Origin of the sequence: Pseudomonas poae, assembly GCA_028869255.1 — a bacterium.
In the GTDB taxonomy this organism is placed as follows: domain Bacteria; phylum Pseudomonadota; class Gammaproteobacteria; order Pseudomonadales; family Pseudomonadaceae; genus Aquipseudomonas; species Aquipseudomonas poae_C.
Genome location: CP110972.1, coordinates 2,041,010 through 2,058,080, shown reverse-complemented (window position 1 = coordinate 2,058,080; position 17,071 = coordinate 2,041,010). Strand labels below are relative to the sequence as shown.

Annotated in this window: 15 protein-coding genes; 8 read left to right on the top strand and 7 right to left on the bottom strand. The window is 60.1% G+C overall.

The window, feature by feature from the left end; translation table 11 throughout:
• Positions 1-2 precede the first annotated feature (2 nt).
• Genes tssG through tssA form a run of 6 tightly spaced genes read right to left on the bottom strand, consistent with a single transcriptional unit; the run spans position 3 to position 6,753 of the window.
• A complete protein-coding gene (gene tssG, locus LRS56_09575; protein WDU64686.1) occupies positions 3-1,010 on the bottom strand; it encodes a type VI secretion system baseplate subunit TssG in 1,008 nt (335 codons plus the stop codon).
• Positions 974-2,761, bottom strand: a complete 1,788-nt coding sequence (gene tssF, locus LRS56_09570) for a type VI secretion system baseplate subunit TssF (protein WDU64685.1) — start codon at positions 2,759-2,761, stop codon at positions 974-976. The genes tssG and tssF overlap by 37 nt, the downstream gene beginning before the upstream one ends.
• On the bottom strand, positions 2,751-3,152 hold the full coding sequence (gene tssE / locus LRS56_09565; GenBank protein ID WDU64684.1) for a type VI secretion system baseplate subunit TssE: 402 nt from the start codon (positions 3,150-3,152) through the stop codon (positions 2,751-2,753). Before tssE ends, tssF begins: the two co-directional genes overlap by 11 nt.
• A gap of 14 nt (positions 3,153-3,166) precedes the next feature.
• Positions 3,167-4,642 carry a type VI secretion system contractile sheath large subunit gene (tssC, locus tag LRS56_09560; protein ID WDU64683.1) on the bottom strand — a complete coding sequence of 492 codons (1,476 nt, stop codon included), beginning with the start codon at positions 4,640-4,642 and terminating at the stop codon, positions 3,167-3,169.
• A gap of 27 nt (positions 4,643-4,669) precedes the next feature.
• Positions 4,670-5,167 (bottom strand): type VI secretion system contractile sheath small subunit, encoded by a 498-nt coding sequence (tssB, locus tag LRS56_09555; protein WDU64682.1) that lies wholly within the window; start codon positions 5,165-5,167, stop codon positions 4,670-4,672.
• Positions 5,168-5,199: 32 nt separating this feature from the next.
• The gene (gene tssA, locus LRS56_09550) at positions 5,200-6,753 is read right to left on the bottom strand and encodes a type VI secretion system protein TssA (protein ID WDU64681.1); all 1,554 of its coding nucleotides are present in this window, start codon (positions 6,751-6,753) and stop codon (positions 5,200-5,202) included.
• Between the two features lie 478 nt (positions 6,754-7,231).
• On the opposite strand from tssA, the gene LRS56_09545 reads away from it, so the two are divergent.
• Complete coding sequence (locus LRS56_09545) at positions 7,232-7,747, top strand: Hcp family type VI secretion system effector (GenBank protein ID WDU64680.1); 516 nt, start codon at positions 7,232-7,234, stop codon at positions 7,745-7,747.
• 53 nt (positions 7,748-7,800) lie between these two features.
• Here the strand turns inward: LRS56_09545 and LRS56_09540 are convergent, their stop codons facing one another.
• Positions 7,801-8,622, bottom strand: a complete 822-nt coding sequence (locus LRS56_09540; GenBank protein ID WDU64679.1) for an aldo/keto reductase — start codon at positions 8,620-8,622, stop codon at positions 7,801-7,803.
• A gap of 106 nt (positions 8,623-8,728) precedes the next feature.
• On the opposite strand from LRS56_09540, the gene LRS56_09535 reads away from it, so the two are divergent.
• From LRS56_09535 to LRS56_09505, 7 genes are all read left to right on the top strand, one after another.
• Entirely contained in the window at positions 8,729-9,223 is a 495-nt protein-coding gene (locus tag LRS56_09535; GenBank protein WDU64678.1) for a DUF1543 domain-containing protein, read from the top strand.
• 89 nt (positions 9,224-9,312) lie between these two features.
• A complete protein-coding gene (locus LRS56_09530) occupies positions 9,313-9,594 on the top strand; it encodes a peptidylprolyl isomerase (GenBank protein ID WDU64677.1) in 282 nt (93 codons plus the stop codon).
• A 130-nt stretch (positions 9,595-9,724) separates the two neighbouring features.
• Positions 9,725-11,584 (top strand): extracellular solute-binding protein, encoded by a 1,860-nt coding sequence (locus LRS56_09525; protein WDU64676.1) that lies wholly within the window; start codon positions 9,725-9,727, stop codon positions 11,582-11,584.
• Complete coding sequence (locus LRS56_09520) at positions 11,584-12,645, top strand: microcin C ABC transporter permease YejB (protein WDU64675.1); 1,062 nt, start codon at positions 11,584-11,586, stop codon at positions 12,643-12,645. The genes LRS56_09525 and LRS56_09520 overlap by 1 nt, the downstream gene beginning before the upstream one ends.
• On the top strand, positions 12,645-13,667 hold the full coding sequence (locus LRS56_09515) for an ABC transporter permease (GenBank protein ID WDU64674.1): 1,023 nt from the start codon (positions 12,645-12,647) through the stop codon (positions 13,665-13,667). Before LRS56_09520 ends, LRS56_09515 begins: the two co-directional genes overlap by 1 nt.
• Positions 13,668-13,677: 10 nt before the next feature.
• Complete coding sequence (locus LRS56_09510; GenBank protein WDU64673.1) at positions 13,678-15,249, top strand: ABC transporter ATP-binding protein; 1,572 nt, start codon at positions 13,678-13,680, stop codon at positions 15,247-15,249.
• Positions 15,250-15,390: 141 nt separating this feature from the next.
• A complete protein-coding gene (locus LRS56_09505; GenBank protein WDU64672.1) occupies positions 15,391-16,788 on the top strand; it encodes a sigma 54-interacting transcriptional regulator in 1,398 nt (465 codons plus the stop codon).
• Positions 16,789-17,071 lie beyond the last annotated feature (283 nt).

The following is a 17,071-nucleotide window of genomic DNA, read 5'->3' as shown; positions in this document are numbered from 1 at the left end:
ATTCATCCCTCATGAGCATTGCTGGCCACTACGACCACACCGTCCGCGCACTCATGCGCCAGCCAACTGGTCCAGCCGAGGCGACAGACGTTGCGCTCGCCAATGTGCAACGGCCTGATTTCCTCCCTGGCCAGAACCAGGCGCAGGTCGTACTCCAAAGGGTCGCGTGCCGTCAGCCGCACCAGTGAACACAGCCGCGGGTAGTCCGCGCCGGTGGGTAAAAACCCATGAAATTTCTGCCAGTCGAGGCCCTGGACATGCACCCTGAATTTGCCGCTGCGGTCGGCGACACGGGTTCCCAGTACCTGGTCCTGGCCGAGCACGCTGTTCGCAACACCCAGCCGATTGCGCTGGGGGTCGGTAATGGCCACCGTGCGCTCGACCCACTGCTCGATAAACAGGTGGTTGTGCTTGAAGTAGTAACGCAGCACCGTCTCGATCAAGGCTGCCGAATGCGCACGCAGGCTAAGCAACCCCAGATACGGCAACAGCCGCTTGCAGTTCAATTGCGCAGCAGTGCGGATCTGTCGGCCTTTCAATCCGATCAACGCAAACATCTGTTCGGAGAAGGCATCCCGCGCCCCGGCCTGGAAACACGCCCGATAACGGTATTTGCGCCAGATCGGCAACATCAGCCGCTGCAATCGGTGGTGAAACAGGTCCAGGAAGTCACGCGTGGTATTACCGCCCACCCCATCGACAAAAGCCTGTTCGCCATAAAACGCAGGCAGCGGTGATCCCGCACCACACAGGCCCAAAACGTTAAGGCGCAGACGCGCGCGCAATTGGCCGCGCTCAACAAAAAACTCCACCCGGTCAATATCGTGACCAGGAAAACCAGGGTTGGCGTGAAACTCCAACTGGTCATACAACGCGTCGTCATCCAGTGTCGGGTGGGCGTCGCGCAGACGCTTGATCACCTGCAAAACCGCCTGGAACAGCGAATACTCGCGGATGACACGGGACAGATGCGTCAAAGCAGGGGCTGCTGGCCCATCCTGGGTGGCCATAGGTACACGTCTCCTTGTGTGCTGGTGACTCGTAGTTCGTGGTAGGCATTGAGGCTGGCGTAGAGCGCGAAGAATTCGTTGAGCACCGAGGCGAACACGAAGACTCCGCCCTGCCCGAGGAAGCCTTCGGGATCAACCGTCAGGTCGATGCGTAAACCCCGAAACGGCAGGCCGCGGTGCAATCGGTCTACGGCCGTATGCCGCACAGAACGCACTGCACCCAGGCGCCTCTCGCTGACCTTCTGCGCCTGGCGGTCGTGGTAGCGTGGCAAGTCATAGGTTTCGAGGATCATTCTCAAAGCATTGATGTCGCTCAATGACAGGTAGTTGAGCGACATGTTGCTGATCAGCCGCCAGAGAAAGTCATGGTCCAGCGGCGGTAAAAAACTCGCGGTCGGGGCGCAGATATTGCGAAACGACAACCCTTGCGGTGTCTGCTCGCAAGGCTGGTTGATCGCCCCGATCGGCAGCTGCCGAGGCAGGTTGTGGTTGGTGCACGTCAGCTCGATCGACAATGTTTGCAGATCGGCTTCCAGGCCGTTGTTAAATCCCAGCCAGGTATCAAGCCCGCCTTGCTGCGCCGACGAACGTTGACGAATGCTGTAGCTGGGGATGCCTGTGGACACATCGGTATCGCCTTCATGCTCGAAGGACTCAAACGGTACGTACGCCTGATATCCCCTACCGCCCGGATGCCAACCCACGACGCTGTCCACGGAAAATACACAGGCGTTTTCCCGCGAATACTCGCCAGGTATCAGCAGGTATTCATCCTGTTTGCCGTCCAGGCGAATCGGTACCGCATCATGTTTGAACAGGTTGACGATCGGCGTGCAGTAGAGCTTCACGTTATCCAGGGTGGGTCGCTGGGTTTCACGCAACGGGTTACGCAGTTCGAAACGCAGCACCATCGCGCACACCTGCTTGAGCTGCTCATGGGGCAAGCGGTGCAGCACATCCAGCCCACACACATCGACAAACAGGTATTTTTCCGCAAAGGCGAAGTACTCCTGCAGGTGGCGATAACCGCGAAAGGTGTTCATCGGATAGGGAATCAAGGCCTGCTCCTCGCTAAACCCCACCGGGCGCACCTGATCGGCGCCAAGTCGCAGCGAAAGCGCATGCCCATCAGTGCCCTCGATCGGCACGCCATCGTGGCCGAAGGGCAGCAACTCAATGCCTTCCAGGTGGCGCAACAGGCTCAGGTACAACCCTTGGCCGATGTCCTCATCACCCGCCAGGTGCAGGCGCAGTTGATCGAACGTCAGCTCACTGAAATTGCCGTCTGCACTCATGTCCAGGCGCAGGCTTAACACGGCCCGCTCGCCCTGCACGCTGTATTCCAGGGTGCTCAGTCGCAGTGGCAAGACCTGCGTGGCATAACAGGTACGAAAGCGGCAACGCTCACCCTTGATAGCGGAACTTTCGACCGGCGTATCCCGCGGTACCTGCACGCCGGGGCCCGCGTGCTTCAACGGATCAAACTGCAGGATGCTGAACGCGGGCATCGGCCGCATGTAGTTGGGCCACAGCAAATGCATCAAGGAATGAGTCAGCTCAGGCAGCTCATCATCGAGTTTCTGGCGCAGGCGGCCGGTGAGAAAGGCAAAGCCCTCCAGCAACCTCTCCACATCCGGATCCTGGCCGGGCTCTCCCAGAAAAGGTGCGAGCGCCGGGTTACGTTCCGAGAAACGCCGCCCAAGCTGGCGCAACGCACCAAGCTCGCTTTGGTAATAACGATTAAAGGACATCCGGCACGACCTCGACCTGCCCGCCACCACACAGGCGCGCAGTGAACATCACAGGCTGCTTGACACCTTCCACCATCAGCGTGGCCTCGATGACGAACGCCAGCGCCAATGGGTCATGATCCCGAGGCAGCGCCCGAACCCGCACGTGCTTCAAGCGCGGCTCGTAGGCGCGGATAAATCGCTCGATCAGCAACCGCGACTGGCTCAGTGATTCATGCAGGCTGCGATTCATATCATTGAGGTCGGGCAAGCCGTAATCCGGCAATGTCTGAACGCTGCCCGCACGGATGCTGAGCATCTTCCCCAGGTGGGTGGCGACGGACCTCACACCAGATGCGGGGACAGTTGCCGGGCATTCAAGGCGCTCGAACAGGCTTTGGTGGTGGGGCATGCCCTGACCTTTGCTCATTCTTTATCGAGCTTGCCAACGAGGGACAGGGTGAAATCCGCCCCCATGTACTTGAAGTGCGGGCGCACGCTCAGGTTGACGCGGTACCAGCCAGGCTCGCCTTCGACGTCACTGACAACAATGCGCGCCGCCCGCAACGGACGCCGCCCACGCACTTCGGCACTGGGGTTTTCCTGATCGGCGACGTACTGGCGAATCCACTTGTTAAGCTCCAACTCCAGGTCGGTACGTTCCTTCCACGACCCCAGTTGCTCACGCTGCAATACCTTGAGGTAATGCGCCAGCCGGTTGACCACCATCATGTAGGGCAACTGGGTGCCCAGGCGATAATTCAACTCGGCTTCCTTGCCCTCTGCGCTGATGCCGAACTGTTTGGGTTTTTGCACCGAGCTGGCGGAAAAGAATGCGGCATTGTCACTGCCCTTGCGCATCGTCAAGGCAATGAAGCCCTCTTGTGCCAGCTCATATTCACGACGGTCGGAAACCAGTACTTCGGTTGGAATCTTGGTTTCGATTTCGCCCATGCTGTGAAAATGGTGCAACGGCAAATCTTCCACCGCCCCTCCGCTTTGCGGGCCGATGATATTCGGGCACCAGCGAAACCGTGCAAAGCTGTCGGTCAGGCGCGTGGCAAATGCATAGGCGGTATTACCCCACAGGTAGTGCTCATGGCTGTTCACCACGTTTTCCTGGTAAGCAAAGGTCTTGACCGGGCATTCAAGGGGGTCGTAGGGCGTGCGCAGCAGGAAACGCGGCACCGTCAGCCCGATATAGCGGGCGTCCTCGCTCTGGCGAAAGCTTTGCCATTTGGCAAACTGCGGGCCTTCGAAATGGTCCTTGAGGTCTTTGAGATCCGGCAGGCCGGTGAAGCTCTCCAGCCCGAAAAACCCCGGCCCGGCGGCGGCGATAAACGGCGCGTGCGCCATGCAGGCCACACTGGAAGCGTATTGCATCAGCTTCACATCCGGCGCGCTCGGGGAAAGAAAGTAGTTTGCGATGATCGCGCCCACGGGCTGGCCACCAAACTGACCGTATTCTGCACTGTAGATATGTTTGTACAGCCCCGACTGGGTCACTTCCGGCGAATCTTCGAAGTCATCCAGCAGGTCTTGCCGGGAAACATTCAGCAGCTCGATCTTGATGTTTTCCCGGAAATTGGTGCGATCGACCAACAACTGCAGGCCTTTCCAGGCGGCTTCCAGGGCCTGGAAATCCGGGTGGTGCAAAATCTCATCCATTTGCCGGCTGAGCTTGGTGTCGATCTCGGCAATCATCCGGTCAACCAGCCGCTTCTTCACCGGTTCTCCGCTGTTCTGCGGTTTGATCAGCTCCTCGATAAATGCCGAGACGCCACGTTTGGCAATGCCGTACGCCTCGTCGTCGGCGCTCAGTAACGTCTGGGCGATGATGTTGTCGAGAATGCTGTATTCAGCCGCAATTTGCGCGGGCATCGAGTTCTGTTGGGTGGTCATGGTACCAGTGTCCTTTTACTGAAAATGTCAGGCGGCGGGGCCGCTCAGTCCTAACTCCGCCAGCACCCGCGCACGGGAGTCGTCATCGGCCAGGGCCTGCTCGATGGCTTTGCGAAAACTTGGCGTGTTGCCCAACGGCCCCTTGAGCGCCATGAGCGCCTCGCGAAGCGCCATCAGCTTGTGCAGCTCGGGAATCTGCTCCACCAGGTTCGCGGGGTTGAAATCCTTCATGGCGTTGATGCGCACCCGAATGGCCAGCTCTTCAACGTCGGCGTCGTCCTGCAGGCGGTTGGGAACGCTCAGCGTCAGGCTTAACGCCTGCTTGGCCAGCACGTCATCAAGGGTGTTCTTGTCGAGCGCGATAGGCTTGCGATCCTCAAGCTTGCGCACGTCCTCACGCTGGGTGAAATCGCCCAGCACCAATAGTTTCAACGGCAGCTCGACTTCTTCCTGCGCCCCACCGATAGCGGGTTTGAAGGTGATGTTGATGCGTTCCTTGGGTGCTACCGAACCTTCTTTGGCCATGGTTTTTCTCCTTTTTTCAGTGGCTCGAAAGCCTATTCAAGTACCGCTTCAAGATCGAAGAGGCACAGCCTGCGATGGGACTCTTCCTTGCGCTCGCGCACGGCGTGATTTTGTGGCAACAGGTCGCAGCAACGGTGCAGGAGCTGGGTCACTTGAAGGGCCAGCTCCGGCTCCCAGCGCTCCAGCCCCGTGCGTTGCAGCTCGTGGTCCAGGTGTTCGAGCTGGATCTTCGCCAACTCATGTTTGCCCGCCTGCACACACAATCGCGCCTGTGCGAGACGCCAATGAAAACGCGCACGGTCGCCGCGGGCGGCGTGCATGCCTTGCGTTAGGCTCTGCACCGCAGCCTTGAGCCCGTCCTTTCGCAGACGCGCCACTGCATCCTGCAAGGCAACCCCCCAAGGCTCGGCGTCCGCATCCAGCACCACTGCCAGTGATTCAGGCCTGTGCAGGTGACGGGCGACCTGCAACGCGATCCAGTCCCGAGTGTTCACGTCGGCAAATGGAGTGCCGTCATGAAAGCGAAACTCCGGCAGGTCTGGCAGGCGCTGCAGCAACAAGGCGAGGCTCACCTCAAGCTCGGTCATGGCCAGGTCGGCCTGCAGGGCTTCGAGGCATTGCCAGACTCTGTGCAGCCCGTCGAACCAGAACAACGCCCCCGCGAGACTGGCCTCAAGCTCAAGTAACAAGTCGGCGTATTGGCCCTGGGCAAAGCGCTCCTGGTAACGCTTGAGCTTGTCGGGTGCAGGCCCGCGCAAAGTGGTGACGCGCTCGTTGTCGGCGTCCGGGTAGCTGATGAGGGCCAGCCATGCCAGCGTGCGGTTCAGACGCAGTGCACGCAGGTCGGTTGCGTTCTGACGCAGCCACCATGCACACAGGGGGCGAGCCTGCTCCTGCAATGCGCGTAGCAATTTGTGGGCATCTTTTTCGCTGTCCACTACCGCCTCAGGTTTCAGCAGCTGGGTGGTCGCCTGCTTGACCTGAGCGATGACGCCGCTCACCACCGAGAGCGCGGGATCGCCTTGCGCGGCACGCTCCAGTCGCCCCGCCAATTGCCTGCGAATCGGCAGCAGCATTGGCGCCTCATCCATCAGGTGCTCAGCCCACAGCTCATCGAGACACACCAGGTGTTCAAGCACGGATTGAAACAGGGGTTGCTGGCTCTGCAGCGATAGGTTTTGGGTAAACAGCGGTTCAAGGCGCAATACCAGCCAACTGAACGCTGCGCCACGGGTGCGTGTTTTTTCCGGGTAGAGCGCAGGCCAATGCTGCTCGCAGAGACTGCGCAGCAAACCCAGGCCGGCCAGCAGACCGGGGAAGGACTCACGCTGATGCAACGCCCAGGTCAACCAGACCGCCACCCGCAAATCCTTGGACTGCTGGCGCAACACCGACTCACTGATCTGCAGCACCTTGTACCAATCGGGCTGGCCGGTACCATGCATCGATTGCGCCTTGCCGATCTCTGACTCCAGGACTTCATATTCGCCCGAAAAGCGCATATCGCTGCCCGCAAAACTGCTTTGCGAGCAGGGCAACCGTGCAAGTTCAAGATAATAATCATACAGTTTGTCCGAATAAGACATCTGGCACCGCGCACAACTAACCTAGGCAAGAAAAGGCTAACTAAGCGCAGTTGATCTGCACATTCGAACGCCCTCTGAACTTCGCTCTACTTTCCACGAAGTTCGCAAACCTTAGCCACACATAAAACATTCAGCAAGCAATGGAAGGAAACTTAGGAATTATCCTACAACCCCTGAAAATAAAGGTGTGCGCAGCAACCTGCGCACTTAAATACGGGTAATAAACCAAATCCTGCCGCGACTCCCTGCGCAATGCACAAAACCTCATGAGCAACTAAATGCGCACTTATGCGCAAACAATTTCGCTTGAACGCAACCCACTCACACTTATTCGCTTGGTAAAACACCCTACTACACCTTCAGCCCATTGATTTTATTGACCCGGCCATTTTCAGGCACGCTTCTTGTTATAGGCATTCAACCAACCGGTATCTGTGCTGGTTGGAACTACCTCATCATTCAGGCAAGGAAACCACTTATGCCAACACCCGCCTATCTTTCCATCACCGGCGTCAAACAGGGTTTGATTACGGCAGGCACATTTACCCAGGACTCGGTAGGTAACATTTACCAGGAGGGCCATGAAGACCAGATTCTGGTTCAGGCGTTTTCCCATCAGGTGATCATCCCCCGTGACCCGCAGTCCGGTCAGCCGACGGGCCAAAGGGTCCATAAGCCCCTGATGATCAGCAAGGTCTTCGATAAGTCTTCGCCCTTGCTGTTCAGTGCGCTGACCAGCGGCGAAGAGGTCAAGTGCCGGCTGGAATGGTTCCGCACCTCCTCGGCAGGCACCCAGGAACACTACTTCACCATTGAACTGGAGGGCGCGACCATCGTGGATATCCAGTCACGCATGCCCAATTGCCAGGACCCGGACAATGCCCATTTCACGCACCTGGAGGATGTGCACTTCACCTATCGCAAGATCGTGTGGACCCACGAGGTATCCGGCACTTCCGGCTCGGACGACTGGCGGAGCCCGGTAGCGGGCTAATTCGCGCGCGGGCGGGACGGCGGCCAGAGACGGTCGCCGTTTGCGCCACCGCGCTACACCATCGACAACGGGTGCTTGCGCTTGGGTGCGCCAAACACGCGGTCGACGGCGTCCAGGTCGTGTTCATCCAGCGTCAGCCTGGCAGCGCCGGCATTGAGCCGCACATGCTCGGGGTTTACCGCTTTGGGGATGGCGATCACACCGTCCTGGCGCAACACCCAGGCCAGGGCAACCTGGGCGGGCGTGACGTCGTGGCGGCGGGCGATCTGCTTGAGGGTCTGGCTGGACAACAACTCGCCACCCTGGGCAATCGGGCAGTACGCCATCAACGGCAAATGGTGCTGTTGCCACCAGGGCAGCAGGTCGAATTCGATGCCGCGCTCTTCGATGTTGTAGAGCACTTGATTGGTCGCACAGGCCGGGGACGCGAGTTCCTGCAGGTCGGCCACGTCGAAATTGGAGACGCCCCAACGCCCGATCTTGCCTGCCTCACGCAAGCGCTCGAAGGCTTCGACGGTTTCTTCCAGGGGGTATTGGCCGCGCCAGTGCAACAGGTACAGGTCGATGTAGTCGGTACCCAGGCGCTGGAGGCTGGCTTCGCAGGCACGCGGCACACCTTTGTGGCTGGCGTTGTGCGGGTAGACCTTGCTGACCAGAAACACCCGGTCGCGCCTGCCGCGAATGGCTTCGCCGACCACCGTTTCGGCGCCGCCATCGCCATACATTTCGGCGGTATCGATCAGGGTCATGCCCTCGTCGATCCCCAGTTGCAACGCCGCGACTTCGGCGCGGTGCTGGTCCGGGTTTTCGCCCATGCGCCAGGTTCCCTGGCCGATAACTGGGACGGGCACGCCGGCCAGATCAATAGTTCGCATGACAACCTCCTGGTGAGTTCGCGGATTAACAGTGTGGCATTGACCGGACAAAAGGGTTCAATCGAAGTATGGTTGGCCTCTGCCAAGTCGCCAGGAAGGACCTGCAATGCTGTTTGTCGTGATGCTCGGGGGCGCGCACCCCAGGGCCAAAATTGAAGTGCATGATGTGGTGTTCGCGGCGGCGGATACGCTGCAAGACACCTACCCGCAATTGCGCGACGGTTGGTTCGGCAGCCCCAAGGGCGTGCATATCGACTCGTGGATGGCGGTGGATGGCGTCGATGGCTGGAAAGTCGAACTCAGCCACCTCGCGCCACAGGCCGGCGCGCAGCACTTGTACTTCCTCAACCTGGGCGGTTATGAAGCCAACAGTTTTGGTGAGGCCCATCATTACCTGCTGGTGGTGGCCCGCACTAAACAGGAGGCGATGAGCAAGGGCAAACAGCAGATGCTGAGCCACTGGTCTCAGGCCCATACCGATGGCGTGCTGGATATCGACGACTGCCTGCCCATTGACCTGGTGGACGGTCGCTACCTGCACCTGGTCCAGGCCCCCCACCAGCCAATCCGGCAACGTAACGACTATATCGTGCTGCCGTGAGCCCACCCGATCAAATACCGGGAACTTTGCCAGGAAATAACCGCCTGAATCCGGTACGCTCACCCTTTTTACTCAAGGAGTTACTCCCCATGGCCAAAGCCACCGCCCGTCACATCCTCGTTGCCACCGAAGACAAGTGCAACGAACTCAAGGCCCAAATCGAAGGCGGCGCCGATTTCGCAGAAATCGCCAAAACCAACTCCACCTGCCCTTCCAGCCGTAGCGGCGGCGACCTGGGTTCGTTCGGTCCAGGCCAGATGGTTAAAGAATTCGACACCGTCGTATTCAGCGCCCCGGTCAACACCGTGCAAGGTCCGGTAAAAACCCAGTTCGGCTACCACCTGCTGGAAGTGACCAGCCGCCAGGACTGATCCAGTCTGTGCTGATGCTATAAACAACGGCCCGCCTTTTGGTGGGCCGTTGTGCATGTGATGACTGGCGACGCGGATGCCGTTAGCGTACAAATCCTTATTCTTCTTTACCCGGCGTTCAAGGCTGACAATGCGATTGGCTTTTACCTACCTATTTAGCTCCACATTGGCCGTGCTGCTGGCCAGCACTGCCGTGATCGCGGCGCCTCAACCGTCACTGACGGTGTACGGCGAACCGGCCAAGTACCCCGCCGGTTTTACTCATTTCGACTACGCCAACCCCAACGCCCCCAAGGGCGGTAGCCTACGACGCTCAGCGCTGGAAATTGGGCGTTTTGACCATGTGCTGCCATATATCGACAAAGGCATCGGCGTGTCCCAGGTCGACGGCTGGTTGTATGCGCCCCTGGCCCAGCGTTCGCTGGACGAGCCCTACACGGTCTATGGCCTGGTGGCCGAGAAGATGGAGCGCGCCGACGACGGCCTGTCCCTGCGCTTCTACCTCAACCCCAAAGCGCGCTTCGCCGATGGCAAACCGATCACGGCCGAAGACGTGCGCTACAGCTTCGATCTGCTGATGACCCAGGGCAGCCTGCGCTTTCGTACCTTGTTCGCCGACGTCAAGCACGTCGAAGTCGAAGGCCCGCGTCAGGTGCGCTTCGATTTTTCCAGCAATGAAAACCGTACCCTGCCCCTGGATATCGCCACCCTGCCGGTGTTCCCCGAGCACTGGTGGAAAACCCGCGACTTCGCCAACGGCGGCGGCTACGAAGCCCCACTCGGCAGCGGCCCGTACAAAGTCAGCAAGATCGACTCCGGCAGCACCATCACCTTTACCCGTGACCCGGACTGGTGGGGCAAGGACTTACCCGTCAGCCGTGGCCTGTACAACTTCAACCATTTGAGCCTGGAATATTTCGGCGATACCGAAGTGGCACGCCAGGTCCTGCGCGGCGGTGCCTACGACTTCAATCGCGAGTTTTCCGCCACCGGTTACTCCATCGGCTACAACGGCCCGGCGCTGGACGACGGTCGCCTGCAACGTGCGCACCTGGCCAAGGAAATGCCGCAGCCGGCCCAGGGTTATGTGTTCAACGTGCAAAAGCCGATGTTCAAGGACCGCCGCGTGCGCCAGGCGCTGGCGATGCTGTGGGATTTCGAATGGGCCAACCGGCAGATGATGCGCAATATGTACATCCGCCAGCAGAGTTTCTTCTCCAATAGCCCGCTGGCGGCCACTCAACTGCCGACCAAGGAGGAACTGGCGATCCTCGAACCCTTGCGCGGCCAGATACCCGACGAGGTGTTCACCCAGGTGTTCAAGGCGCCGGTCACCGATGGCAGCGGGATGATTCGCGACAAGCAATTGCAAGCCTTGGCCCTGCTGGAGCAAGCGGGCTGGAAACCCGAGGGCGACAAGCTGGTGAATGCCGACGGCGAGCCGCTGGAGTTCACCTTCCTGAATGCGCAGAACGGCCTTGAACGTCTGTTATTGCCGTACAAACGCAACCTGGCGCAGATCGGCATTACCCTGAATATTCGCCGTATCGACTCTTCCCAGTATGTGAACCGCTTGATGGCCCGCGACTACGACATGATCGTGACGGGTTTCCCGGTGACCACCTCCCCCGGGATGGAGCTGTATAACTACTTCGGTTCCGCCGCCGCGTTCGATGCAGGTGCCAACAACTACATGGTGCTCAAGGACCCGGCCGTCGACAGCCTGATCAAGGGCCTGGTCAAGGCCGACACCCAGGCCCAGATGCTCACCTACGCCCACGCCCTGGACCGGGTGCTGCAATGGAATTACCTGTGGATCCCCAATTACTACCCGCCCGGCACGTCTGCCGCGTGGTGGAACCGCTTCGGCCGCCCGGCCATCGAGGCCAAGAACGACGAAGCACTGGAAACCTGGTGGGAAATCAGCCCCACGCCACTGACGAATGAACAAATGACCGCCGAGTTGAAAAAACGCGCAGGTACCCACTGATGTTTGCCTATATCGTGCGGCGCCTGCTGCTGATCATCCCGACGCTGGTGATCATCCTGTTGGTCAATTTCGTGATCGTCCAGGCCGCGCCCGGTGGGCCGGTGGAACAGGCCATCGCACACCTGCAAGGCATCGGTGGGGGCGCGGTCGGCGGCTCGTCCGGCGAAGGCATCAGCAGCGGTTCCCGCGCCAGCCGAGGGCTGGACCCGAAGCTGATCAAGGACATCGAAAAACAGTACGGCTTCGACAAACCCGCGCCGGAACGCCTGTGGCTGATGCTCAAAAGCTACGCCCAGCTGGATTTCGGCAACAGCTTCTTTCGCGGCGCCACGGTGATCGACCTGATCCTGGAAAAAATGCCGGTGACCATTTCCCTCGGCTTGTGGGCCACGTTAATCACCTACCTGGTCTCGATCCCCCTGGGGATTCGCAAGGCGGTGCGCCATGGCAGCAGCTTTGATGTGTGGAGCAGCACCGCCATCGTGATCGGCTATGCGATGCCGGCGTTTCTGTTTGCGATGTTCCTGATCGTGGTCTTCGCCGGCGGCACCTCGTTGAACTGGTTCCCGGTGCGCGGCCTGGTCTCGGAAAACTTCGAAGAGCTGAGCACCGTCGGCAAGATCGCCGACTATTTCTGGCACCTGGTGTTGCCGGTCACGGCCTTGGTGATCGGCGGGTTTGCCACGCTGACCATCCTCACCAAGAACTCGTTCCTGAATGAAATCACCCGCCAATACGTGGTGACGGCGCGGGCCAAGGGCTTGAGCGAACGCCGCGTGCTGTACGGCCACGTGTTCCGCAATGCGATGCTGCTGGTGATCTCGGGGATTCCCCAGGCGTTTATCAGTGTGTTCTTCGCCGGTTCGCTGCTGATCGAGGTGATTTTCTCCCTCGATGGCCTGGGGCGCATGAGCTACGAAGCCGCGGTATCCCGAGACTACCCGGTGGTGTTTGGTTCGCTGTTTATCTTCACCTTGTTCGGCCTGCTGATAAAACTCATCGGCGACCTTTGCTACACCCTGGTGGACCCGCGTATCGACTTCGCCGCGAGGAACGCCTGATGCTTAATCTGTCTCCCGTGGCCCGTCGGCGCTTTGAGCGCTTCAAGAAAAACCGTCGTGGCTGGTGGTCGCTGTGGCTGTTTATCGGCCTGTTTATCCTGACCCTGGGCGGCGAGCTGATCGCCAACGACAAGCCCTTGGTGCTCAGCTACAAAAACGAGCTGTATTTCCCGGTGTTCAAGCGCTACACCGAGCAACAGTTCGGCGGCCAACTACCTTTCCAGGCCGACTACCGCAGTGACTACGTGCAAAAGCTGATCAAGCAGGACGGCGGCTGGATGCTGTTCCCGCCGATCCCGTTCAGCGACGACACGCCCAATTACGAACTGACCCGCCCTGCCCCCAGCCCGCCCTCGGCGGTGAACTGGCTGGGCACCGACGATCAGTCGCGGGATGTGTTGGCGCGAGTGATTTTTGGTGCCCGCGTGTCGATATTGTTCGCCCTGGCGCTCACCGCGATCAGTGCCGCCATCGGCATCGCGGCCGGTGCCTTGCAGGGCTATTACGGTGGCTGGGTGGATTTGCTCGGCCAGCGCATTCTGGAAGTGTGGTCCGGGCTGCCGGTGCTGTACTTGCTGATTATCCTGTCGGGGTTTGTCGAACCGAATTTCTGGTGGCTGCTGGGGATCATGGCGTTGTTTTCCTGGCTGGCCCTGGTGGATGTGGTGCGCGCCGAGTTCCTGCGCGGGCGCAACCTGGAGTACGTCAAGGCCGCACGGGCCCTGGGGTTGGGCGACGCGAAGATTATTCGTCGGCATATCCTGCCCAATGCGATGACCGCCACGTTGAGCTACCTGCCGTTTATTTTGACCGGGGCGATTTCCACCTTGAGCGCCCTGGACTTCCTCGGCTTCGGCATGCCGGCCGGCAGCGCGTCGCTGGGTGAACTGATCGCCCAGGGCAAGCAGAACCTGCAGGCGCCATGGCTGGGCCTGACCGCGTTTTTCACCTTGGCGCTGATTCTGTCACTGCTGGTATTTATCGGCGAGGCGTTGCGTGACGCCTTCGACCCACGCTCATGAGTAATTGCGTATGAACCTGATCGAGATCCGCGACCTCAGTGTCGCCTTCAGCGGCCAGACCGTGGTGAGCAAGCTGTGCCTGGATGTGCGCCCCGGCGAGTGCCTGGCGCTGGTGGGCGAATCCGGCTCGGGCAAGTCGGTGACCGCCCATTCGATTCTGCAATTGCTGCCCGAAGCCGGCACGCAAACCACCGGTTCGGTGAAGTATCGCGGCCAGGAGCTGATCGGCGCGTCGACGGCCACCCTGCAAACGTTGCGCGGTAACCGCATCGCCATGATCTTCCAGGAGCCGATGACCTCCCTTAACCCGCTGCACAGCATTGAAAAACAGATCGGCGAAACCCTGCTGCTGCACAAGGGCCTGGGCGGCAAGGCGGCGCAGGCGCGCATCCTCGAATTGCTCGACCTGGTGGGCATCCAGAACCCGCGGGAGCGGCTCAAGGCCTATCCGCACCAATTGTCCGGCGGCCAGCGCCAACGGGTGATGATCGCCATGGCCCTGGCCTGCGAGCCGGAACTGCTGATCGCCGACGAGCCCACCACCGCCCTCGACGTGACGGTGCAGCGCAAGATCCTGCTGCTGCTCAAGTCGCTGCAACAACGTTTGGGCATGTCGCTGCTGCTGATCAGCCATGACCTTAATCTGGTGCGCAGCATCGCCCAGCGGGTGTGTGTGATGCGGGCCGGGGAGATTGTCGAGCAGGCCGACTGCCAGACCTTGTTCACTGCACCGCAGCACCCCTACAGCCGGTTGCTGCTGGACGCTGAGCCGGCTGGCGATGCACTGTGCAGCGATGAGCGCGAGACCGTGTTGCAGGTCGATGACCTGAGCGTGCAATTCCCCCTCGGCGGCGGGCTGCTACGGCGCAAGACCTACCTGCGTGCAGTGGACGGCATCAGCCTGAGCGTGCAGCGCGGCAAGACCTTGGGGATTGTCGGCGAGTCCGGCTCGGGCAAATCCACCCTGGGCCAGGCGATCCTGCGCCTGCTGGATTCCACCGGCAGCATCCGCTTCCAGGGTGAGGCGCTCGACCCACTCAACCACAAGCAGATGCGCCCGTGGCGCAAGCAGATGCAGGTGGTGTTCCAGGACCCTTATGGCAGCCTCAGCCCGCGCATGTCGGTAGAGCAGATCATCAGCGAAGGGCTGGAAGTGCATGCGCCGTGCAGCCTCGCCGACCGCGGTGCGCAGGTGATCCAGGTGCTCAAGGACGTGGGCCTCGACCCCGCCGCCCGCCATCGTTACCCCCATGAGTTTTCCGGTGGCCAGCGCCAGCGCATCGCCATCGCCCGCGCTCTGGTGCTCAAACCGGCGTTGATGTTGCTGGACGAACCCACCTCCGCCCTCGACCGCACCGTGCAGAAGCAAGTGGTGGCGCTGCTGCGCGAACTGCAGGAGAAATACGGCCTGACCTACCTGTTCATCAGCCATGACCTGGCCGTGGTGCGCGCCATGGCCCATGACATGATCGTGATCAAGGACGGCAAGGTGGTGGAGCGCGGCGCGAGCCATGATGTATTCGAGTCGCCGCAGCATCCGTACACCAAGGAGCTGCTGGCGGCGGCGCACATCCCCTTGTAAACGCCGCCCCCTGTGGGAGCGGGCTTGCTCGCGAAGGCGGCGTGTCAGACAGTATATCCGGCACTGATACACCCCTTTCGCGAGCAAGCCCGCTCCCACAGGATCGCGCGCCCACCCTCAATGTGTGTTGACGACATAAATATGAACATCACCGATAACCTCAAGGATTACCAGCAGGTTCGCGGCCTGGCCATTCAGTCGCTGTTCGAGATTATCGAGCAGTCCAGTGAAGGCACGGTGATTGTCGACCGCGATGCGAATATCGTCTGGATGAACGAGCGCTACGCCAAGCGTTTCGGCCTCAAAAGCGCCGACGAAGCCATCGGCCAGCCCTGCGAGCAAGTGATCTCCAACAGCCTGTTGCGCCAAGTGGTGCGCAATGATCAGCCGATTTTGCTGGATATCCAGGACACGCCCAAAGGCCCGTTGGTGGTGATGCGCCTGCCGATCCACAATGACGCCGGTGCGGTGATCGGGGCGATTGGTTTTGCGCTGTTTGATGAGCTGCGCAACCTGTCGCCATTGATCGAACGCTACCTGAGCATGCAGCAGGAGCTGGCCTCCACCCGTTCGCTGCTGCGCAAACGCCAGAGCAAGTACAACTTTGCGCACTTTATCGGCACCAGCGGCGCCAGCCTGGAAGTAAAACGCCGTGCGCGGCGCAGTGCTAGCGCCGAATCGCCGGTGTTGCTGTTGGGTGAAACCGGCACCGGCAAGGAGCTGCTGGCCCAGGCCATTCATGGCGCATCACCGCGAGCGCACAACGCCTTTGTCAGCATCAACAGCGCCGCCATTCCGCATGATTTGCTGGAGGCCGAGTTTTTCGGCACCGCGCCCGGCGCGTTTACCGGTGCTGATCGCAAAGGCCGCCCCGGCAAATTCCAGATCGCCCAGGGCGGCACACTCTTTCTGGATGAAATCGGCGACATGCCGTTGCCGCTGCAAAGCAAGCTGCTACGTGTGCTGCAGGAAAAGGAATTCGAACCCGTAGGCTCCAACGAGATGCTGCACAGCGACGTGCGGGTCATTGCCGCCACCTCCACGGACCTGGAAGCGGCGATCAAGCGTGGCGAGTTCCGGGCGGATTTGTATTACCGGCTGAATGTGCTGCCGATCCAGGTGCCGCCGTTGCGTGAGCGGCTGGAGGATATCCCGGCGCTGAGCGAGGCGATTCTTGAAGAGCTGCGCAGTCAGCATGAACTGGATCGCGAAGCCCTCGCACTGTTGGCGCAGCATGCGTGGCCGGGAAATATCCGTGAGCTGCGCAATGTGCTGGAGCGTGCGGCCTTGCTCAGTGATGACCTGGTATTGAACGCCGCGCAGATTCGCGCCGCAATCGGTACGTTCAGCCCAGTGGCACAGGGCACGCTGGAAACGGTTGAGGGCGAGACATTCACGGCGGCGCGGGAGCGCTTTGATCGGCAGGTGATTGCTGCGGCGCTCAAGGCGTGTGAGGGCAATGTGGTGGAGGCAGCCAGGCGGTTGGGGCTTGGGCGGTCGACGCTGTACAAGAAGATGGTGGCGTTGGGCATCGCCTAATCTCTATAAAGAGACAAAATTCTCCATTAAAAGACAATCCAATGTGGGAGCGGGCTTGCTCGCGAATGCGGTGTTTCAGCAAAGAATGTTTGAGCTGACACACCGCATTCGCGAGCAAGCCCGCTCCACAGGGGGGTTGTACGTCTCGAAATAGAGATAATTTTTTAATTTCCTCTCGAGAATCATAAATTATTCATATTTTTCAACAAGTTATTATGTTGGCACACATCTCGCTATAGCCCCCTCCTACAGCAACACCCCACAAAAATAACAATCCGATGGA